The 20058-nt window shown below is 44.6% G+C and carries 18 protein-coding genes, 1 tRNA gene, 1 other RNA gene and 1 pseudogene; 3 read left to right on the top strand and 18 right to left on the bottom strand.

The window, feature by feature from the left end:
- Positions 1-3: 3 nt before the first annotated feature.
- The 8 genes from arsA to secG form a co-directional block, all read right to left on the bottom strand.
- A complete protein-coding gene (gene arsA, locus ACH6CZ_RS10315) occupies positions 4-1761 on the bottom strand; it encodes an arsenical pump-driving ATPase (protein ID WP_374097342.1) in 1758 nt (585 codons plus the stop codon).
- An 8-nt stretch (positions 1762-1769) separates the two neighbouring features.
- Positions 1770-2132 (bottom strand): arsenite efflux transporter metallochaperone ArsD, encoded by a 363-nt coding sequence (arsD, locus tag ACH6CZ_RS10310; RefSeq protein WP_374097341.1) that lies wholly within the window; start codon positions 2130-2132, stop codon positions 1770-1772.
- An 82-nt stretch (positions 2133-2214) separates the two neighbouring features.
- A complete protein-coding gene (locus tag ACH6CZ_RS10305) occupies positions 2215-2544 on the bottom strand; it encodes an ArsR/SmtB family transcription factor (RefSeq protein ID WP_374097340.1) in 330 nt (109 codons plus the stop codon).
- A gap of 516 nt (positions 2545-3060) precedes the next feature.
- Positions 3061-3418: a transfer-messenger RNA gene (ssrA, locus tag ACH6CZ_RS10300) on the bottom strand.
- Positions 3419-3544: 126 nt separating this feature from the next.
- Complete coding sequence (gene smpB, locus ACH6CZ_RS10295; RefSeq protein ID WP_039810874.1) at positions 3545-4009, bottom strand: SsrA-binding protein SmpB; 465 nt, start codon at positions 4007-4009, stop codon at positions 3545-3547.
- Positions 4010-4162: 153 nt separating this feature from the next.
- Positions 4163-6481, bottom strand: coding sequence for a ribonuclease R (gene rnr, locus ACH6CZ_RS10290; RefSeq protein WP_374097339.1), 2319 nt, complete (start codon positions 6479-6481; stop codon positions 4163-4165).
- 23 nt (positions 6482-6504) lie between these two features.
- Complete coding sequence (locus ACH6CZ_RS10285; protein WP_374097338.1) at positions 6505-7257, bottom strand: alpha/beta hydrolase; 753 nt, start codon at positions 7255-7257, stop codon at positions 6505-6507.
- Between the two features lie 640 nt (positions 7258-7897).
- Complete coding sequence (secG, locus tag ACH6CZ_RS10280; protein ID WP_374097337.1) at positions 7898-8131, bottom strand: preprotein translocase subunit SecG; 234 nt, start codon at positions 8129-8131, stop codon at positions 7898-7900.
- A gap of 166 nt (positions 8132-8297) precedes the next feature.
- Here secG and ACH6CZ_RS10275 point away from each other — a divergent pair, with 166 nt between their 5' ends.
- Together ACH6CZ_RS10275 and ACH6CZ_RS10270 are read left to right on the top strand one after the other, a co-directional pair.
- Positions 8298-9251, top strand: coding sequence for an ATP-binding cassette domain-containing protein (locus tag ACH6CZ_RS10275; protein ID WP_374097336.1), 954 nt, complete (start codon positions 8298-8300; stop codon positions 9249-9251).
- The gene (locus tag ACH6CZ_RS10270) at positions 9244-10035 is read left to right on the top strand and encodes an ABC transporter permease (protein ID WP_374097335.1); all 792 of its coding nucleotides are present in this window, start codon (positions 9244-9246) and stop codon (positions 10033-10035) included. Before ACH6CZ_RS10275 ends, ACH6CZ_RS10270 begins: the two co-directional genes overlap by 8 nt.
- A 38-nt stretch (positions 10036-10073) precedes the next feature.
- Here the strand turns inward: ACH6CZ_RS10270 and ACH6CZ_RS10265 are convergent, their stop codons facing one another.
- The 10 genes and pseudogenes from ACH6CZ_RS10265 to clpP form a co-directional block, all read right to left on the bottom strand.
- Entirely contained in the window at positions 10074-10223 is a 150-nt protein-coding gene (locus ACH6CZ_RS10265) for a DUF1540 domain-containing protein (protein ID WP_374097334.1), read from the bottom strand.
- A 195-nt stretch (positions 10224-10418) separates the two neighbouring features.
- Positions 10419-10856: a cell wall hydrolase gene (locus ACH6CZ_RS10260; protein ID WP_374097333.1), complete on the bottom strand. Its 438-nt coding sequence runs from the start codon at positions 10854-10856 to the stop codon at positions 10419-10421.
- Between the two features lie 133 nt (positions 10857-10989).
- Positions 10990-12282, bottom strand: a complete 1293-nt coding sequence (gene eno / locus ACH6CZ_RS10255) for a phosphopyruvate hydratase (RefSeq protein ID WP_374097332.1) — start codon at positions 12280-12282, stop codon at positions 10990-10992.
- Between the two features lie 418 nt (positions 12283-12700).
- Positions 12701-14233 (bottom strand): 2,3-bisphosphoglycerate-independent phosphoglycerate mutase, encoded by a 1533-nt coding sequence (gene gpmI / locus ACH6CZ_RS10250; protein WP_374097331.1) that lies wholly within the window; start codon positions 14231-14233, stop codon positions 12701-12703.
- Positions 14226-14987: a triose-phosphate isomerase gene (tpiA, locus tag ACH6CZ_RS10245; protein ID WP_374097330.1), complete on the bottom strand. Its 762-nt coding sequence runs from the start codon at positions 14985-14987 to the stop codon at positions 14226-14228. The genes gpmI and tpiA overlap by 8 nt, the downstream gene beginning before the upstream one ends.
- 21 nt (positions 14988-15008) lie before the next feature.
- Entirely contained in the window at positions 15009-16193 is a 1185-nt protein-coding gene (locus tag ACH6CZ_RS10240; protein ID WP_374097328.1) for a phosphoglycerate kinase, read from the bottom strand.
- A 136-nt stretch (positions 16194-16329) separates the two neighbouring features.
- Complete coding sequence (gap, locus tag ACH6CZ_RS10235; RefSeq protein ID WP_374097327.1) at positions 16330-17340, bottom strand: type I glyceraldehyde-3-phosphate dehydrogenase; 1011 nt, start codon at positions 17338-17340, stop codon at positions 16330-16332.
- A 57-nt stretch (positions 17341-17397) separates the two neighbouring features.
- A complete protein-coding gene (locus ACH6CZ_RS10230; protein WP_374097326.1) occupies positions 17398-18423 on the bottom strand; it encodes a sugar-binding transcriptional regulator in 1026 nt (341 codons plus the stop codon).
- Positions 18424-18601: 178 nt separating this feature from the next.
- Complete coding sequence (locus ACH6CZ_RS10225; protein WP_374097325.1) at positions 18602-18841, bottom strand: glutaredoxin family protein; 240 nt, start codon at positions 18839-18841, stop codon at positions 18602-18604.
- A gap of 130 nt (positions 18842-18971) precedes the next feature.
- Positions 18972-19577 (bottom strand): annotated as a pseudogene (gene clpP, locus ACH6CZ_RS10220) (ATP-dependent Clp endopeptidase proteolytic subunit ClpP); the annotation flags it as partial.
- A 221-nt stretch (positions 19578-19798) separates the two neighbouring features.
- Between clpP and ACH6CZ_RS10215 the strand changes: the two are divergent.
- Positions 19799-19870 (top strand) — tRNA-Arg (locus ACH6CZ_RS10215).
- Positions 19871-20058 lie beyond the last annotated feature (188 nt).

The following is a 20058-nucleotide window of genomic DNA, read 5'->3' as shown; positions in this document are numbered from 1 at the left end:
TTCTCATCCTTTCACTGCTTCCAGTAATATTTGATAACCTGATAATTGTTTTTCTATCCACGGAATATATACAGTCTGATCGTCACTCAGCCTCTGTACTTCATGAATCCACTTCAACTCGTTCTCTGCTTTTCTACCAAGGAGTGCATCTTGTGTACCGGTGATCGCAAGAGATTGATTCACTACCCAGCCCTTTGGAACAATCCCTGCACGTTTTAAATCATCTTGAAGACGAGACGCTTCAAAGACCGGTGTTGCTTCCGCGAGTGTAGTAATAAATACATGTGTAAATGATGGGTCACGCAGTTTCGGTAACAGCAAACGTACTGCCTCCGGAACTTCACCCGTTGAGCGCTCCATTTCACGGTGATAGGCTTCTGTTGCATCTAGTAGCAGCAGCGTGTGGCCTGTTGGTGCAGTATCAATCACGACATACGCCTCACCCGCTTTTGCGACCGTATCTGCAAATGCTCTGAAAACAGCAATCTCCTCAGTGCATGGCGAATTGAGATCCTCATCCAGCAGCGCTCTTTCTTCAGGTGAAACCTCACCGGCTCTATTAATCACAGTCTCTCTGTATCGCTCCGTTTCTTTTTTTGGATCGATGCGTTCGACTGATAGTAAAGACTGATTTGATTTGCCAACTACCTGCTCAACATGGGCTGCCGGATCGGTTGTCGTTAAGATAACACGGTGCCCCCGATCCGCAAGACCCGTTGCGATCATAGAAGCGATGGTCGTCTTTCCAACTCCGCCTTTTCCCATCGTCATCACAATACCAGGGTCTGCTTCTTCAAGATTCTTTACCAGCTTCTCAAGTTTTTCTCCCTGAAAAGCCTTACGCTGAACCGGATCATGACTTTCCTCTGCGGATAACCAATTTCTGATGTCATTAACACTTGCCAGACTCGAAGACACATATGGCAGATAATAATGCTGAAGCGCCTTCAAAGCTTCAGGCATATGATCGAGTGCAAGCTGCTGCCTTTTGACAAATGCCTGCCGGTACGAATCTCCCTGATCATCTGAATGTAGTAAACCGTTAACCACAAACAATGTGTGATTCATACCGGTCCCCTGCAGTTCTTTATATGCCCGTACAGCTTCGTTCAATGTTGATTCCTCTGGACGTGCAACCAGCATTAGTGTTGTTACTGTTTCGTCACGAAGCATCTCAGTCGCGTATTCATATTGTTTTTTCTTTTCTGAAAGACCAGCCAACGGCCCAATACAGGAGGTCCCGCTCGTATTTTCATCCAGATACACATTCCATGCATTCGGCAGACTTAATAGCCTGAGCGTATGTCCTGTTGGTGCGGTATCAAATAAAATATGATCATACTCCCCTCTCACTTCTCTTGAGGAAAGTAACCCTGTAAATTGATCAAAAGCGGCGATTTCAACCGTACATGCCCCTGAAAGTTGCTCCTCCATTGACTCGACAACCGGATCAGGCAGTACACCACGATAAGGTCCAACCACCTTCTCCTTATATTCATCTGCTGCCAGTTCAGGATCAAAATTCGCTACATGCAAGTTCGGTACATCTGGTATTTCCTTTGGACTTTCCGACAGTTCGGTTTTGAATACATCCTGGAGGTTACTGGCAGGGTCTGTAGATACAAGCAAAACCTTTTTCCCCTCATCAGCAAGCGTAATAGCCAGTAAAGAAGCGGTTGATGTTTTTCCAACTCCCCCTTTACCAGTCAAAAACACATAAGGGGTTAAAGGAAGGTCATCGATCAGAAAATCGTGCATCATCTCACTCCTCACTGGATTGTTAACCGGATTTTTGGCTTTTCTGGTTCCCCCGCTTTAGGAAATTGATCCTCCGCAATCCCTGTCACTTCAGAAAATGCCTGGTTTGATAAATAAGTGCCCTCCTGCATAATGACACCATCTACAAGTGTAAAAGGAAGTCCCTCAGGATTTTTCATTAAAGCTGTCTGAACAACTTTATGTTCCACAAAACGCTGAGGTTCACTTGTCAGGTTAAAACGTTCAATCGGATAATTCTTCTGTTTAAGAAAACTGACAACAGAAGCGACTCTCGGCAACTCAGGATCAAAGCTCGTTCCACACACACCTGTTGAGCAGCACATTGCAGGGTCAAAAATCTGAATCTTTTTCATTTAAAACACCCTTTCGGTAAGATATAGGTATATAACAATACTGTTATATACGAAGTGCAGAAGGATTCCTCCTTCATGTCATTCAGCACTTTATTTTTAACAGGTTATGCTCCTGAACCGGAAGCTCACCCAGTTCTTTAATTGCCTGTACTAGAAGCGGGTAAAACGGATCCTGTTCATTCAGCCGGAAATAGTTCCACTGTCGATCTTTCCGTTCAAGAATAATTCCCGCCTGCTTCATCACACGAAGATGACGGCTGATCGCTGGCTGCGAAATCTGGAACATCTCAACAAACTCACAAACACAATGCTCACTCGTATACATTCTCCGCAACATCTCAAGCCTTGTCGGATCCCCAAGCACTTTGAAAAACCCACTCATCTTCTCCACTCTCGGAGCAGTTGAAATCATTACCTCACCCACCCTCTTAAAAAAAGTTTCTATGTACACTATATAACAAAATGGTTATATTCGCTACCTGATTATTATTTATTCGTGTATGATTCTGAGATCTAGCATCTCACCATTTTAATACGAAACTAAAATGTATAATATGTCGAATAAAATTTGGCTTTCAAATCAGATTTCGTCAACTTTCGCACGTTATTTCAGGCAAAATACAATTAATTGCTTATGAAGGAGCTGTCAGACAACATGTATATTTTACACAGAAGAAATAATGGTACTCATGAAGTTTTGAAGAATTCACTTAACACAGCATTTAAGTTTTTTGTAAACCAGCATGAGGCCAGTCAGCTTTCGAGGAAACTAAACCGGTATATACAGAAGGAAAAACAGTGGCGCGTAAAAAAGATTAATCTATAGGTCACTTAAAAAGAAACCTTGGCTGGTTTCTTTTTCATTTTTTTCAGAATTATATATTTAACTGTTGATTTCAGACAAATAAAAAACCACCAAATAAACATTTGGTGGAGACGGTGGGAGTCGAACCCACGTCCAGAAACTTCAATACTTAAGCTTCTACGAGCGTAGTCAGCCTATTCGCATTTCACCGTAACTTATGCCAACTGACAGGCGTCCGAACGGCTATCCTGATTAGTCTCTTCAGGCTGCTTCAGGTGGCAGCAGACTGCGTATCCCACTATAAGTGAACCTCAGGCAGGTCTACATGGGCGATAGACAAGTGAGGCCTCAAGTGCTTATTAGGCAGCTAGAGCGTAATCTTGTTTGTTGTTAACTATTTGTGTTGACGTTGATGACGGAGACGATCCCTCCGACTCGCAACTCAAGCTCGAACCATTCCTGTCGAATCCGTAACGTCCCCATGATAGAGATGAATCAGGCGTTTGCCTGGTTCAGTACGGGATCCGGAAATCAATCCGGTTGTCCTGCCGCTGTTAGCAGCATAATCTATTATAACACAGTACCGTCTTTTTTCAACTGGAAAGCCTTACCGCTGGCGTTCTTTCAGTGCACGTGCCACTTCACGCTTTGCATCCTTCTTCTTCAGCGTCTCACGCTTATCATATTTCTTCTTCCCTTTACCAAGACCAATCAAAACCTTTGCATAGCCGTCTTTGATATATAACTTCAGCGGAACGATTGAATAACCCTGCTGTTTCGTTAACCCTATTAACTTATTAATCTGCTGTTTGTGCAAAAGCAGCTTTCTTTCGCGTAATGGATCATGATTATAGCGGTTGCCTTCCTCATAAGGACTGATGTGCGCATTATTTAAAAACACTTCGCCGTTACTGATTCGAGCAAATGAATCCTTCAGATTTACACGTCCTCTGCGGATTGACTTAATCTCAGTTCCCTGAAGCACGATTCCTGCTTCAAACGTTTCTTCAATAAAATAGTCATGACGCGCTTTTTTATTCTGCGCGACTAGTTTACCTTCTCCTTTTGGCATGTCAAATGAACTCCCCTTTCACTCGAAATGCGGAAGCGGGCAATATAACCCGATAAGCACAAGACACGCTGAAAGAAATGGGTGGTCTCCCCTTTTTCTCAGCATATCTCATGACTCGGGGGTTGCCCGCTATTTGTCAGTTTCCCCGCATCCTTACTTTCTCTTCTTCTTTTTATTCTTCTTATTCTTAGGAGCACCTTTATAAAACTTCTTCTTGTCTCCCTTGCCGCCGTCATCACGTTTACGCTTTTTCTTTCTGTCTCGGTTACTGTCTCTGCCACGTCCGCGGCTATCTACAACGCGTGCAGTTTCCCGACGGACTCTCGGCGTACCTTTCATCCCGACAATTTCAAAGTCAATCGCGCGTTCGTCTTTATTGACGTTAACAACGCGGATTGAAATTTCATCACCGATTCTGAATACATTGCCGGTCCGCTCCCCGATCATCGCCATGTGACGCTCATCAAAGCGATAATAATCGTCTGTCATATAGCTGACGTGCACAAGACCTTCAATTGTATTGGAAAGCTCTACAAATATACCGAAGTTCGTTACGGAAGAAATGACGCCGTCAAATTCTTCACCGATCTTGTCCATCATATACTCAGCTTTTTTCAGCTCGTCTGTTTCACGCTCTGCATCTACTGCTCGTCTCTCACGTCCTGACGTGTGAGCTGCAATTTCAGGCAGCTGTTCAGACCAGCGCTTCTGCGTTTTTTCATCCACCTTTTTATTAATCAGATACGTTCTGATTAAACGATGAACGATTAAGTCAGGATAACGTCTGATTGGTGAAGTGAAATGCGTATAAAAATCAGTCGCCAGACCAAAGTGACCCAGGCTGTTTTCATCGTATTTCGCCTGCTGCATTGAACGCAGCATCATTGTTGAAATAACCATTTCCTCAGGTGTTCCCTGAATGTCATCAATAATTTCCTGAAGCGCTCTCGGATGGACTTCATTCCCTGACCCTTTTACCGTAATCCCGAAGTTCGTAATAAACTCGAAGAACCGCTCCAGCTTCTCAGCCTTTGGATCTTCGTGAATCCGGTAAATAAACGGCAGGTTCATCCAGTGGAAGTGCTCAGCAACCGTTTCGTTTGCTGCAAGCATGAACTCTTCAATCAGCTTTTCACCGACAGAGCGCTCACGGATACCGATCTCAGTAGGATTACCTTCCTCGTCTACAAGTACCTTTGCTTCTTTAAAATCAAAGTCAATCGCACCACGGCCAAAACGTTTACCGCGGAGAATCGCTGCAAGCTTTTCCATCTCACGGAACATCGGTACAAGCGGCTCATACTTTTCAATTAATGCTTCGTCTTCATCAACAAGAATCTTATTCACATCTGAATACGTCATCCGCTCATTTGTACGGATCACACTCTGGAAAATATCGTGCTTAATGACGCCGCCGTTCTGATCAATCTCCATTTCACAGGATAGCGTCAGACGGTCTACTTTCGGATTCAGTGAACAGATTCCATTTGACAGACGGTGCGGAATCATCGGAATCACACGGTCCACAAGGTAGACACTCGTTCCACGCTCATATGCTTCCTCGTCAATCGGGGAATGTTCTGTTACATAATGGCTGACATCCGCAATATGAACGCCCAGCTTATAGTTCCCATTATCCAGCTTGCTGAGTGAAATCGCATCATCCAGGTCCTTCGCATCTGCCCCGTCAATTGTAACGGTCGTCACGTCTCGCAGGTCGCGGCGGTCTTTCAGGTCTGCCGGATCAATCTCATCAGGCACGTCATTCGCCTGCTGGATCACTTCATCCGGGAACTCAATCGTAATTCCGTGCTTATGAATGATTGATAAGATATCCACACCCGGATCATTTTTATGACCAAGGATCTGGATCACTTCACCCTCAGCGCTGTTGCGGCCATCCGGATAAGCGGTAATTTCAACGATGACCTTATGCCCTTCAACAGCACCCTTGCTCGCATTTTTTGGAACAAAAATATCACTCGTCATTTTTTTATCATCCGGCATCACAAATCCGAAGTTTTTACTTTCTGTATACGTTCCAACAACCTGCTTCGTGCCGCGCTCAAGAATACGGACAACCGTACCTTCTTCACGGTCTCCTCTTGATTCACGAGATACACGGACCATCACCTTGTCACCGTGCATCGCGTGCGCAGATTCGTTTGGCGGAATAAAGATATCATTTCTGCCAGCCTCATCCGGAATCAGAAACGCAAATCCTTTTGCATGACCTGACAGCGTGCCGCGTACCAGGTTCATTTTTTCAGGAAGTCCGTAGCGGTTACTTCTCGTTCTGACGATTTCACCTTTTTCCTCTAAAACCACAAGCGATTTTACAAGATCTTTGAAATCTGCAGAATCGCGAATCCCGAACGATTCCTCAAGCTCCTGCACAGTAAGCGGTTTATAGGCCTCTTCCCGCATATATGTGAGCAGTCTTTCTTTCATTTTCATTACCGATTCTTCCATACCGGTCCCTCCATTTTCAGCAGTTATTTTTCAACTGACCAGTCAAGGGAATCAAGAAACTCCAGCACATCCTCATGCAGCTGTTCCTTCTCTTTATCAAGCGTAATCACGTGACCTGACTCCTCATACCATTTCAGCTTCTTCTGATCAGTTTCGATGCCTTCAAAGATAATATTTGCTGAATCCGTATTAATCATGTGATCATGTCTACCCTGCACAACAAAAGTTGGCGTATAGATCATATCAACAGAATTTCTCACATCACCAATCAGGTCCTGAAGCGCCTTCAACGTCTGCATCGGCGTTTTTTCAAATTCCTTCATTTCAGCTTCAATCTGATCTTCATCTTTTTTCTCATACTTCTTAAATTCGCGGGCGTACTCTAAAACTCCTTTGTACATCACGTCTTCACTCTTAATGTACATCGGCGCACACATTGTCACGATACCCTTTACAGGAGCAGTGTAACCTAACTTCAGTGAAAATACACCACCCAGCGACAGCCCGGCAACTGCAATCTCCTCATAACCCTGGCTCTTCAAATGCTCATAGCCTGCTTCAACATCCTTCCACCAGTCTTCAGGCCCCGTTTCTACAAGCTCTTCAGGCGGCACACCATGCCCTTTATAATGAGGCGCGTGTGATGTATATCCGTTCTTTTCTAAAAAGCGGCCAAGCATTCTTACGTCAGAAGAATTACCTGTGAAACCGTGGAGTAATAATACTGCACGCTTCCCGCCTTCAAATGTAAATGGTTTTGGTAAATTCAGTTTCATCTATCGTCACTCCAATTGCAATTTCGTCTTGTTCTATTTTAGTAGAAAACGCGGTGGAAAGCTATTTGTGCGCATTGTGGATTGCTTTCAGGAACCGTTTCGCTGCGCTGCAAGGGGACGCTTTCCGGACGGAGGACCGTTCTGTGGTCCTATCTTTATCCCTCACCCTCGGTTGCGGGGTCTCAGCTGTCCCACTAATCGTCCCGGAGTCGCCCCCTTCCGCTCCGCGCAACTATGAAAGTCCTCCAATATGCAAATGGACAATTTTCAAATCACAAAATTTAATCACTAAACGCTCTATTTAACATATTGAATGCACCATAGCTCCCTCTGATTGCAGTAACACCTCACTTTGACATCCCTACATAAATTCTTGACCGGTTAAATGGTCATTTTAATATGCTCTCTAATTACAAAAAGTAATCTCAGTCGAGCGGAGCGGAAGGCGGCGACTCCAGCAGGAGAAGTCGGACAGGTGAGACCCCCAGCCTGAGGAGGCTCACCGCCGGCCCTGCGGAAAGCGTCCGCCTGAAGCACAGTGAGACGTTTGATTTTACCGCTCATTTTTAATAGAGAATCGTTACCTCACCCTTTAAAAAGAAATAATAAAAACCCGACCATCCGATCGGGTTTTGAGCATTTATTGAAGCACAAAGGCAACTGAAATCGTTAAAACGAAAAACAGTACCGAGAGAACGATTGTAATACGATTTAAAACAAGGTCAATCCCACGTGCTTTCTGCTTGCCGAAAAGCTGCTCCGCACCACCTGATATGGCGCCTGAAAGACCAGAACTTTTACCTGACTGCAGAAGAACCACGACGATCAACGAGATACATACAATGACTAATAGGACAGTTAATAATGTTTCCATGTGTTCCACCTCCTGAACCGACCTTACACTCGTTCCATTTTATCATACGCCCATATGGCATACAATCTTTGTTTTTGACAATGTTTAAAAACACTCAAATTTGTCAGAAAACTAAAATAGGCATAGAATAAAAACAAAACTGACACAAATGTCGGGAGGTTTGAAGATGAACGGTACAATTCGTGTGGAGAATATTGAAAAGACATTTAAAGGTGATGTAAAGGCAGTAAGAGGCGTATCCTTTGATGTAGCTGAAGGGGAATTTTTTGCGTTTTTAGGGCCAAACGGTGCGGGAAAATCCACAACAGTACAGCTGCTGACAACACTTTTAAAACCAACTGCCGGTAAGCTTGAAGTTGCGGGATATGATGTCAGTAAGGATCCTGAAAAGGTCAGACTTTCAATTGGCGTTGCCCTTCAGGAAACAGGAATTGATCCTGACTTAAAAGGAAGAGAGCTGCTTGAATTTCAGGCAAGACTGTTCGGCTTTTCTAAAAAAGAAGCAAAGAAACGCGCTGAAGAACTGCTTGAACTTGTCGGGCTGACTGATGATGCTGACCGTTTGAGCGGAAAGTATTCAGGCGGTATGAGAAGAAGACTGGACCTTGCGATGACGCTTGTGCATCAGCCCAAAATATTGTTTCTGGATGAGCCGACAACCGGCCTTGATCCTGCGAATCGGAAAGCAATCTGGCGGGAGATTAAACGTCTGAATAAAGAGGAAGGCACAACCATCTTCCTCACAACACAATATTTAGAGGAAGCAGATCAGCTGGCTGACCGCATTTCAATCATTAATAAAGGGCAAATCGTCGCAACCGGTACACCTGCTGAATTAAAGCGGACACTTGGACTTGATGCGATTGTGCTTCAATTTGACGAAGAAGAGGAAGCGATTAGCGCACATGAAGCTGTGTCATCCTCTGACTATCAGACTGAGCGCGTTAAAAATGATGTAACGATTCTTGCTGAAAATGGTACATCTATTTTAGCTGATGTCATCAGAAAACTTGATGAACGGAATCTGCATCCTGCCCAGCTGAATGTAAAGCCGCCGTCTCTTGATGATGTATTTATCCAGGTAACGAATGATCAGAAGGAGAGTGGGCTAAATGAATAAGCAGCAGGGGAACTTTTTTTCTGACACTCTTGTGATGACGAAACGTAGCATTGTGACGATCCTTAGAAACCCGCTGATTTTTATCCCGAACCTTGCAATCAGTATGTTTTTTCTATTTGTATATGAAGCGGGACTGAGCGGTATTGCAAACCTGCCTGCATTTGAAGGGGCAAACTACCTGGCGTTTATTCTTCCAGTATCAATCGTCTCTGCAGCAATCGGTGGTGCTGGTGGTGCCGGCCAGGCGCTTGTGAAGGATCTGGATAACGGATTTTTCTCAAGACTGCTGTTAACACCGAGTTCACGGCTCGCAATCGTACTTGGCCCGATTATCGCCGGCATGCTTCAGCTTGTGATTCAGGCAGGACTGATTATTTGTGTAGGGTTTTTCCTTGGTCTTGAAGTGGCAGGCGGAGCACTTGGTGTAGTCATTGTATTATTACTCACGCTCGGCTGGGGGCTTGCATTTGCCGGGTATTCAGTTGGCGTTGCGCTGCGTGCGAAAAACGCACAGTCCGCTCAGGCTGGTACGTTTATCTTTTTCCCGCTGATCTTTCTCAGCACAACATTTGTTCCATATGAACTGATTGACGCTGCCTGGTTAAAGGTTGCAGCTTCTATCAACCCGGTTACGTATCTGTTTGAAGCAATGAGAACGGTACTGATCGATGGCTTTACAGATACATGGCCGATTGTCTTAGGATTTTTAGTGATCGCCGGACTGTGTGCCATTACCATTACATTCTCTGCTGTTTCAGCTAAAAAAGCTGTCAGTACAGACTGAAAAAAAGCGGCTGCCTTCGCACTGGCAGCCGCTTTTTCTTATATATGCTCATATGTCTTGCAGTCTGTCTCCTCACTTGTTTCAGCCCGTCCTTTATGTGGCGCTACATGAATTTTCTCCGCACCACACCGGGTACCATCTTTGTTAAATTTACAGCTGTTCACTTCGCACATAATGATTTGTTCCATCAAAAGCCCCTCCTTCTTTTGTAGAATCAAACACTGACGTGACACTTTATGCTTTTAGTATAGCCGGGAGAAAAACGAAAAATAAACTTAATATTCAGTTTATTTTTCATTATATTTATTATATCCGATACCAGCTTTTCTAAACATACAAAAACCTTTCCTGCTATTCCATCAGAAAAGGTTACACATGACTTGCTATCTATACACGCTTTCACAAGTATTAGCGATTGGCTCATAGTAACAATGCTGCTTGTATTGTCCCGAAAACGGCTGATCGTACCATGTTGGCGGACACGGTGCATATGGATTGAAGTACCAAAGCGCATATTTAGAAGGATGCTGCCTCCAGGATTTCAGCACCTGTCTTGCTAAATCCCTCTCCAGATCTCTTGCCGGGCTGTAAAATAAATTACCTTTTTGCACCGCTTCAAAAGAATAATTTCCACCCTGAATTTGAAAAATCACATCATTAATCGTTCTGACATCTCTGAAATCCAGACAATCAGCCGCTGCCCGGTTCACAATCACATTCCCAACCATCAGCATCCCAAGCTTCCCTTCACCCTCAGCTTCCGCTCTGATCATCCTTGCGATCAAATCAACATCCTTACTCGTATGCTTCACTCTCGTCACGTTCTTCACCTCTCCATCATTGTATGAAGAAGTCTATGAAAAATGTACTTGATGAGGTGTGGTTATCCACCGACCCCAGTGAGCCGCCACAAAAAAATCCCCCCTGCCATCACAGCAGAGAGGATTCTTGTTATTAGCGTAAGTTATAGAATGTGTTAGCGCCAAGGTACTGAGCTGTTGCCCCAAGCTGATCTTCAATACGAAGAAGCTGGTTGTACTTCGCAACACGGTCAGTACGTGATGGTGCACCAGTCTTGATCTGACCAGCATTTGTTGCAACTGCGATGTCAGCGATTGTTGCATCTTCAGTTTCACCAGAACGGTGAGAGATAACTGCAGTGTAACCAGCGCGCTTAGCCATTTCGATTGCATCAAATGTTTCAGTCAGTGTACCGATCTGGTTCACTTTGATCAGGATCGAGTTACCGATACCCTGTTCGATTCCGCGAGAAAGCTTTTCAGTGTTTGTAACGAACAGATCGTCACCTACAAGCTGAACTCTGTCACCGATTTTTTCAGTTAACAGCTTGAAGCCGTCCCAGTCGTTTTCATCAAGGCCATCCTCGATTGATACGATTGGATACTTGTCAGCCATTTCAGCGTACCAGTTAACCATCTCTTCAGAAGACTTCACAACGCCTTCTCCAGAAAGGTGGTACTTGCCGTCTTCTTTATTGAAGATTTCAGAAGCTGCTACATCCATTGCAAGAAGAACCTGTTCTCCTGGCTTGTAACCAGCTTTTTCGATTGCTTCAATGATTGTTGAAAGTGCTTCTTCATTTGAACCAAGGTTTGGAGCAAATCCACCTTCATCACCAACTGCAGTGTTAAGACCTTTGTCTTTAAGAACTGCTTTCAGTGAATGGAAGATTTCAGCGCCCATGCGAAGACCTTCACGGAATGTTTCAGCGCCAACAGGCATTACCATGAATTCCTGAATGTCTACGTTGTTATCAGCATGCTCTCCACCGTTAAGGATGTTCATCATTGGAACTGGAAGCTGCTTCGCGTTGAATCCGCCAAGATACTGATAAAGTGGTACATCAAGGTAATCTGCTGCTGCGTGTGCAACTGCCATAGATACACCAAGGATTGCGTTAGCACCTAGCTTACCTTTATTTTCAGTACCATCAAGCTCGATCATTGCATGGTCGATTGATACCTGGTCAAGTACTGAATAGCTGTCAATTAGTTCAGGTGCGATGATGTTATTTACGTTTTCTACTGCCTTAAGAACACCTTTACCTACATAACGGTCTTTGTCAGCGTCACGAAGTTCTACTGCTTCATATTCACCTGTTGAAGCACCTGATGGTACTAGTGCACGGCCGAATGCGCCGCTTTCAGTGTAAACTTCAACTTCTACTGTTGGGTTACCGCGTGAATCGATTACTTCACGTGCGTATACATCTACGATAAATGGCATGTTAAAATCTCTCCTCTTTTAAATGATTTTCGGGATAATTGAAACTAAGTCCGTTGGTTTCCGCTTCAGGGGGGAACGCTTTCCGCAGGGCGTGCGGTGAGCCTCCTCGACGCTGCGCGTCTGCGGGGTCTCACCTGTCACGCTTCTCCTGCTGGAGTCGTCCCCCCTTCCACTTCAACCAACTAGGTGCAAATAGTTTGTTGGTAAAAAGCTAATTTACAGGCCGGAAGTTACACTGCATTATTAACTTATTTACTTACATAGTTTCATTCTTGATACAAAGTCCGGAAGAGTCTCTGTATCTTTTATTAAAGTGTCACTCAACTGACCGGAGCGTAAGGCGGGGACTCCGTGACGAGCAGCGACCGCCGTCCGGAAAGCCTCCGCCTGAAGCGCAGGTCTGCGTTTACAGGAAACCTTACTTCTTAATTAACGACTCACCAGTCATTTCTTCAGGCTTTTCAACCTTCAGCAAATCAAGCATAGTCGGTGCAAGGTCGCCGAGGATTCCGCCATCGCGGAGCTCTACGCCTTCTTTTGTGACAATCACCGGTACCGGATTGGTTGTGTGCGCAGTCATCGGCTTATCTTCAGAAGTAATCACTTCATCAGAGTTACCGTGGTCTGCAGTAATAATGGCATGTCCACCTTTTTCGTGAATCAGATCAACAATTTTACCAAGACATTCGTCTACGGCTTCAATCGCTTTTACAGTCGGCTCAAGCATACCGCTGTGGCCAACCATGTCCGGGTTCGCAAAGTTCAGCAGGATCGCATCAAATCGGTCTTCATTGATTGCATCAAGTAACGCGTCCGTCACTTCGTATGCACTCATTTCAGGCTTCAGATCATACGTTGCCACTTTAGGTGAATCAATCAGGATCCGCTCTTCGCCCGGGAATTCCTTTTCACGTCCGCCGCTCATAAAGAACGTAACGTGAGGATATTTCTCCGTTTCAGCAATACGCAGCTGCGTAAGGCCTTTAGCAGAAAGCACTTCTCCGATTGTGTTTTTCAGATCCTCTGCTTTAAATGCTACGTCAGCGCGCACTTTATCGCTATAGTGTGTAAAGCTGACGAACTGCAGATTCTCAGGTTTGTTCTGACCGAGGTCAAAGCCCTGGAAGTCAGGGTTTGTGAGTGCCGTTGACATTTGAATTGCGCGGTCAGGACGGAAGTTGAAGAAGATCACTGAATCCTGACTTTCAATTCTGCCAACAGGCGCGCCATTCTTTTCAACTACGAAAGGAATAACAAACTCATCGTATACTTCTTCATCATAAGAAGCCTGGACACCTTCAGCAGCTGAGCCAAATGTTGGGCCAGTGCCGTCAACCATTACACGGTACGCTTTTTCAACGCGCTCCCAGCGATTGTCACGGTCCATTGCATAATAACGGCCGGAAATACTTGCGAATTCACCAACGCCGATCTCTTTCATTCTTTCTTCAGCATCCGCAACATACCGAAGACCTGATGAAGGAGCAACGTCGCGTCCATCTAAGAATCCGTGCACGTACACTTTTGTCAGACCATTCTCTTTTGCAAGCTCAAGCAGTGCAAAAAGATGCTCATAATGACTGTGTACGCCGCCGTCAGAAAGCAGCCCCATAATATGAAGTGCTTTGTTATGACGCTTTGCATTATCAACCGCACGGAGAAATTCTGGGATAGAATAAAACTCTTTATCACGGATTGAAATGTTAATACGCGTCAGGTTCTGATATACCGTGCGTCCTGCACCGATATTCAGGTGACCTACCTCTGAGTTACCCATCTGCCCATCCGGAAGTCCAACTGCTTCACCGCATGCTGTCAGTTGATTATGAGGAAAGGTTTCCCAGTAGCGGTCAAAGTTCGGCTTGTTTGCCTTAGCGACTGCATTGCCTTTTGTTTCGTCACGCAGTGCAAAACCGTCGAGAATAATTAAAGCTACAGGGGCTTTACGCATTTGCGCCAGCCTCCACAAGTGCAAGGAATGAATCTGCTTCAAGACTTGCACCGCCGACAAGTGCTCCGTCGATATCGCTTTGTGCCATATACTCTTCAATGTTAGCAGGCTTTACGCTGCCGCCATACTGAATACGTACTGCTTCTGCAGCAGCTTCTGACATAGTTGAAGCAACAACTGAACGGATGTGTGCACATACTTCATTTGCATCTTGTGCAGTTGAAGATTTACCAGTGCCGATTGCCCAGATTGGCTCGTATGCAATCACTGTCTGTTTTACCTGCTCTTCAGATAATCCTTCAAGTGCAGCCTTTACCTGACCACCGACAAAGTCTTTTGTTTCATTGTTTTCACGCTGTTCAAGTGATTCACCTACACACACGATTGGTGTAAGGCTGTACTTGAATGCAGCATGTGTCTTCTTGTTTACTGACTCATCCGTTTCATTGAACATGTCACGGCGTTCAGAGTGTCCAAGAATCACGTATTGCACGCCAAGGTCCTGAAGTGCAACAGGGCTAGTTTCACCTGTGAACGCTCCATTTTCCTCAAAATGCATGTTCTGTGCACCTACAGCGGCATCTGAGTTTTTAGTTAAATCCACAAGATTTGCTAAAAATAGTGCCGGTGAACAGATTACAGCATCCACCTTCTCATTTGAAGGTACTTTTGAAGCAACTTCTTCAGTAAAAGCTTTCGCCTCAGATGCTGTTTTATTCATTTTCCAGTTTCCTGCAATAATTGGTTTACGCATTGATGATCATCCTTTCCCGGTTTACTTATCGTTTAGTGCGACAACGCCTGGAAGATCTTTACCTTCCATAAACTCAAGAGAGGCACCGCCACCTGTTGAGATATGACTCATTTGATCTGCTATGCCGAACTTCTCGACTGCTGCAGCTGAGTCTCCTCCACCGATGACAGAATATGTATCCTGTGCATCAGCAAGGGCTTGTCCTACCGCTTTTGTACCATTCGCAAATGAATCAAGTTCAAATACACCCATTGGTCCATTCCAGATCACAAGCTTGGACTGAAGGATCACGTCACGATACAATTCGCGTGTTTTCGGTCCGATATCAAGACCTTCCCAATCAGATGGAATTTCATCGACAGGTACTTCTTTGATATTCGCATCGTTTGAGAAATCATCCGCTACGACGATATCGACCGGCATATAGAACTTCACGCCTTTGTCTTCTGCTTTTTTCATAAATTCTTTTGCAAGATCGATTTTATCTTCTTCTAAAAGAGATTTCCCGATTTCATGCCCCTGTGCTTTTACAAATGTATAAGCCAGTCCGCCGCCAATAATCAGGTTATCCACTTTATCAAGCAGATGATCGATGACACCGATCTTGTCTTTTACTTTTGCTCCGCCAATAATTGCTGTGAACGGACGCTCCGGATTCGATAAAGCTTTACCTAATACGTCAAGCTCTTTTTCCATCAGCAGACCTGATACAGCCGGGATGTGCTCTGCAATGCCTGCAGTTGAAGCATGTGCACGGTGTGCTGCTCCGAATGCATCATTTACATAGACATCAGCAAGGCTTGCAAACTGCTTCGCAAGTTCAGCATCGTTCTTTTCCTCACCAGGATAGAAGCGCACATTTTCAAGAACGAGAATGTCTCCTTCTTCAAGAGAAGAAACAGCTTCTTCAGCTTTCGCACCATATGCTTCTTCTACTGTTTTCACGTCTTTTCCAATCAGTGAAGACAGGTGTGCAGCTACAGGTGCCAGACGAAGTTCCTCAACAACTTCACCCTTTGGACGTCCAAGGTGGCTCGCTAAAATCACCTTTGCTCCAGCTTCTGTTAAATACTTGATCGTAGGAAGAGCAGCACGCACGCGTGTATCATCTGTGACTTCCCCGTCCTTCATCGGCACGTTAAAGTCTACGCGGCAAAATACCCGTTTCCCTTTAAGATCAACATCCTTCATGCTTTTCTTGTTCATTGAATACAGGCCTCCTTCAATTGATTAGCGGATGAAAAAAGGGAGTGGGGATCATTCCCCGCTCCCCGTTTCACCCTCTTATTATAAGGGATGACCGGCCGAAAGACCAATCATACTCTATTTACAATCTGACTTTTTACAGTCCTTTTGCAGCCATGTAAGCAGCTAGGTCTACACAACGGTTTGAGTAACCAGTTTCGTTATCGTACCAAGAAAGTACTTTTACCATGTTATCTTCAAGAACCATTGTAGAAAGACCATCTACGATTGAAGAGTGCGTGTTGCCATTGTAGTCAGTTGATACAAGTGGCTCATCGCTGTACTCAAGGATTCCTTTAAGGTCGCCTTCAGCAGCTTCTTTAAGCGCAGCATTGATTTCGTCAGCAGTTACGTTCTGATCAAGTTCAGCTACAAGGTCAACAAGTGATACGTTTGGCGTTGGTACACGCATTGCCATACCGTTCAGCTTGCCTTCAAGTTCTGGAAGTACAAGAGATACTGCTTTTGCAGCTCCAGTTGAAGTTGGGATAATGTTTTCAGCAGCTGCACGCGCACGACGGTAGTCTTTGTGTGGCAGGTCAAGGATCTGCTGGTCATTTGTGTATGAGTGAACTGTTGTCATCATACCACGCTTGATTCCGAACTTGTCGTTAAGAACTTTTGCATATGGTGCAAGGCAGTTCGTTGTACAAGAAGCGTTAGAGATTACGTTGTGGCTAGCTGGGTCATACTTGTCTTCGTTAACACCCATAACCACTGTAAGGTCTTCACCGTTAGCTGGTGCAGAGATAATAACTTTCTTCGCTCCGCCTTCAAGGTGCTTAGCAGCAGCTTCACCTTTAGTGAAAATACCAGTTGATTCGATTACGATCTCAACGCCGAGGTCGCCCCATGGAAGGTTAGCTGGATCGCGCTCAGCAAGAACCTTTACTTTGTGTCCGTCAACAAGAAGGTTGTCGTCGCCATCTACTTCTACTTTCTGATCTAGCTTGCCGTGAACTGAGTCATACTGTAGAAGATGTGCAAGCATGTTTGCATCAGTAAGGTCGTTTACTGCTACAACCTCTACTTCCGGGTTGTTAAGTGCTGCACGGTATACGTTACGTCCGATACGTCCAAATCCGTTAATTCCAATTTTCACTGTCATGAATAATTCCTCCTTAGAATGTTTGGGGATGGTGCTTTTTTTATATTTCAAAAGGACTTAACCTTTCAAAAGCTCTCTCGCTGCTCCTTCGTCTGTAATCAGCGTCGAAGAAGTCTCTGGTGCGCCTTTAAAATAAGCGCGGATTGCCTGTGCCTTGGAGTGACCTCCGGCTACGGCAAATACATTAGGTACATTGCTCAGGTCTTTGAGCTGAAGCCCAACGGTTTTTACTTTATGGACTATATTGCCCTCCACATCAAAGTAATAACCAAACGCTTCACCGACAGCCTGTCCTGTAGAAATCGTCTGAAAATGTTCCTCAGTTGTGCTGCGGCGTTTTGCCATTGTAAATGCATCACCGATCCCATGAAGAACAAGATCTGCTGAAGTAATAAGAGACATCACTTCTTTGATCGCAGGTTCTTTCATAATCGATTCATACACTTCACGGCTGACCTGGTCCGGCACATATAATACTCTGTGCCTCGCACCGGATTTTTGTGCCATTGTCGAGCAGATTGTATTCGCCTGGTTCTGAACATCCTCACCAATACCGCCACGCGCCGGAACAAACAATGTTTCAGGTGTGGCAAAGTCAGGCGTCAGCATGCCCGCTACAGCAGACATCGTTGTACCACCGGTCACTGCAATCACTGTGTCAGTGCCGACATAAGGCTTCATACTCTGAATCGCTGCCCGTCCAAGTTCTTCTTTCACCCATGGCGAATCGTCACTGTCACCAGGTACAATTATAACCTCTTTGACTTTCAGCATCTCTTTTATCGAATGCTCCATTAAAGTTATACCCGATATCTCATTGATCATGCGTTCAAGTGGGATAAGGATTTCCATTCCATCTCTCGTCAGGCTCATACCTGAAGAATGAATGTGGAGAAGATCCTGAGCTTTTAACTGCTCAACCTCTTTCCTTAATACCCGCTCTGTCATACCGAGAGACTGTGCAAGACTTCTTCTGCCAACAGGCTGCAAAAACCTGACTGACCTCAAAACCTGGTACTTCAGTTGAATCTCATCAAGCAGGTCAGGCACCAGACGCTTTTGGATGTCAATTATGTTTGCCATATCAAAGCTCCTTTTCAGTGAAACATCACTTCAAGGCCCGGCAATTATCCTGACATCGAAGTGTTCCTGGTCATTTTTTGTCCCACATAGACATATTATGTCCCATCAGGCGCAAAAAAAAGATCCCTGCTACGCCTCTAATCATAGCAAGGTTCTTAGAACGTTTCAAGAAATAAAGTCAAGACTTTTTTTGAAAACGTTTACTTATTGTCACAAAGTCAATAGTGCCAGCCTGAATGATCTCTCCGTCCACTTCCACTACAGGGATCATCAAACCATACTTCTCCGTCCATTCATCAGACGTATCAATATCACGTTCTTCAATTTCAAAGCCGTGATCCTCCTGTGCGAGTTCGAGCATTAGTTTGCCTTCTTCACAGAGAGAGCAGTTTTTGCGGGTGTAGTAGTGTACGATCAATAAAATTACCTCCTCATCAATTTCAATGCGAGAAATAAAATTGAAGATTATAATCATCAATTTTTATCCCAGCCGATATGACAGCGTAAAAAACCGATCCCTCTAAAAGAGAGACCGGCTGATCTTAAAATTATTTTCCTTCTTCAGCAAGCTTATTACGATCCATAATCTGGTCAACAAGACCATATTCTTTCGCGCGTTCAGCTGTCATGAAGTTATCGCGGTCAGTATCTTTTGCGATTGTTTCGAAATCCTGACCAGTACGCTCAGCAAGAATTTTGTTCAGCTTTTCGCGTAGGAACAGGATGCGCTTTGCAGCGATATCGATTTCAGTTGCCTGACCTTGGGCACCGCCAAGTGGCTGGTGAATCATTACTTCAGCGTTAGGTAAAGCATAGCGGTGACCTTTTTCACCTGCAGCAAGAAGGAATGCACCCATTGATGCTGCCATACCGATACAGATCGTGTGCACTTTCGGCTTAATGAACTGCATCGTATCATAGATTGCCATACCCGCTGTGATGCTTCCGCCCGGGCTGTTGATGTATAGGTAAATATCTTTATCCGGATTATCAGCTTCTAAAAATAGCAGCTGAGATACGATTGAGTTCGCAACGTTATCGTCAATTGCGCTTCCCAGCATAACAATGCGGTCTTTCAGTAAACGTGAATAAATGTCATATGCACGCTCACCGCGGTTAGTCTGTTCAATAACTGTTGGAATTAAATTCATTGAAAAATCCTCCTTTAGCGATCTAGTGGTGGTGTTGCAACAATATGTACTGTTATCTTACAATGAAGGTCAAACAAGGTCAAACAAAATGACTTGATCTTTCTTCCTTTCATCATACCCATCTGAGCACCTGATTAACAAGTCTGAACCATCTTCTTTATATTAATATTCGGCTTGCATTCCGAAAACTCCTTTATTATAATAGAAAAGCATTGTTAAAACGTGCCCTCGTAGTTTAATGGATATGACGCAAGATTCCGGTTCTTGAGATAGGGGTTCGATTCCCTTCGAGGGCGTTTAATTAAAGGTTTAACATTTCGTAACCACGCTGTTTTTTAACGGCGTGGTTTTTTTATGCTGAAATACGGTTAGGTTGAAGCATTTTCTGTCCAGGTTGTAGCAATCCGCGTTTAGCTTGTAGCGATACACCCGGGAAGTTGTTGCAATCACCGGCCAGGTTGTAGCAATCCCATCAAAACTTGTA

The organism is Jeotgalibacillus sp. JSM ZJ347 (genome assembly GCF_044383825.1).
Taxonomy (GTDB): Bacteria; Bacillota; Bacilli; order Bacillales; family Jeotgalibacillaceae; genus Jeotgalibacillus.
This window is presented reverse-complemented; position numbering and strand designations above follow the sequence as displayed.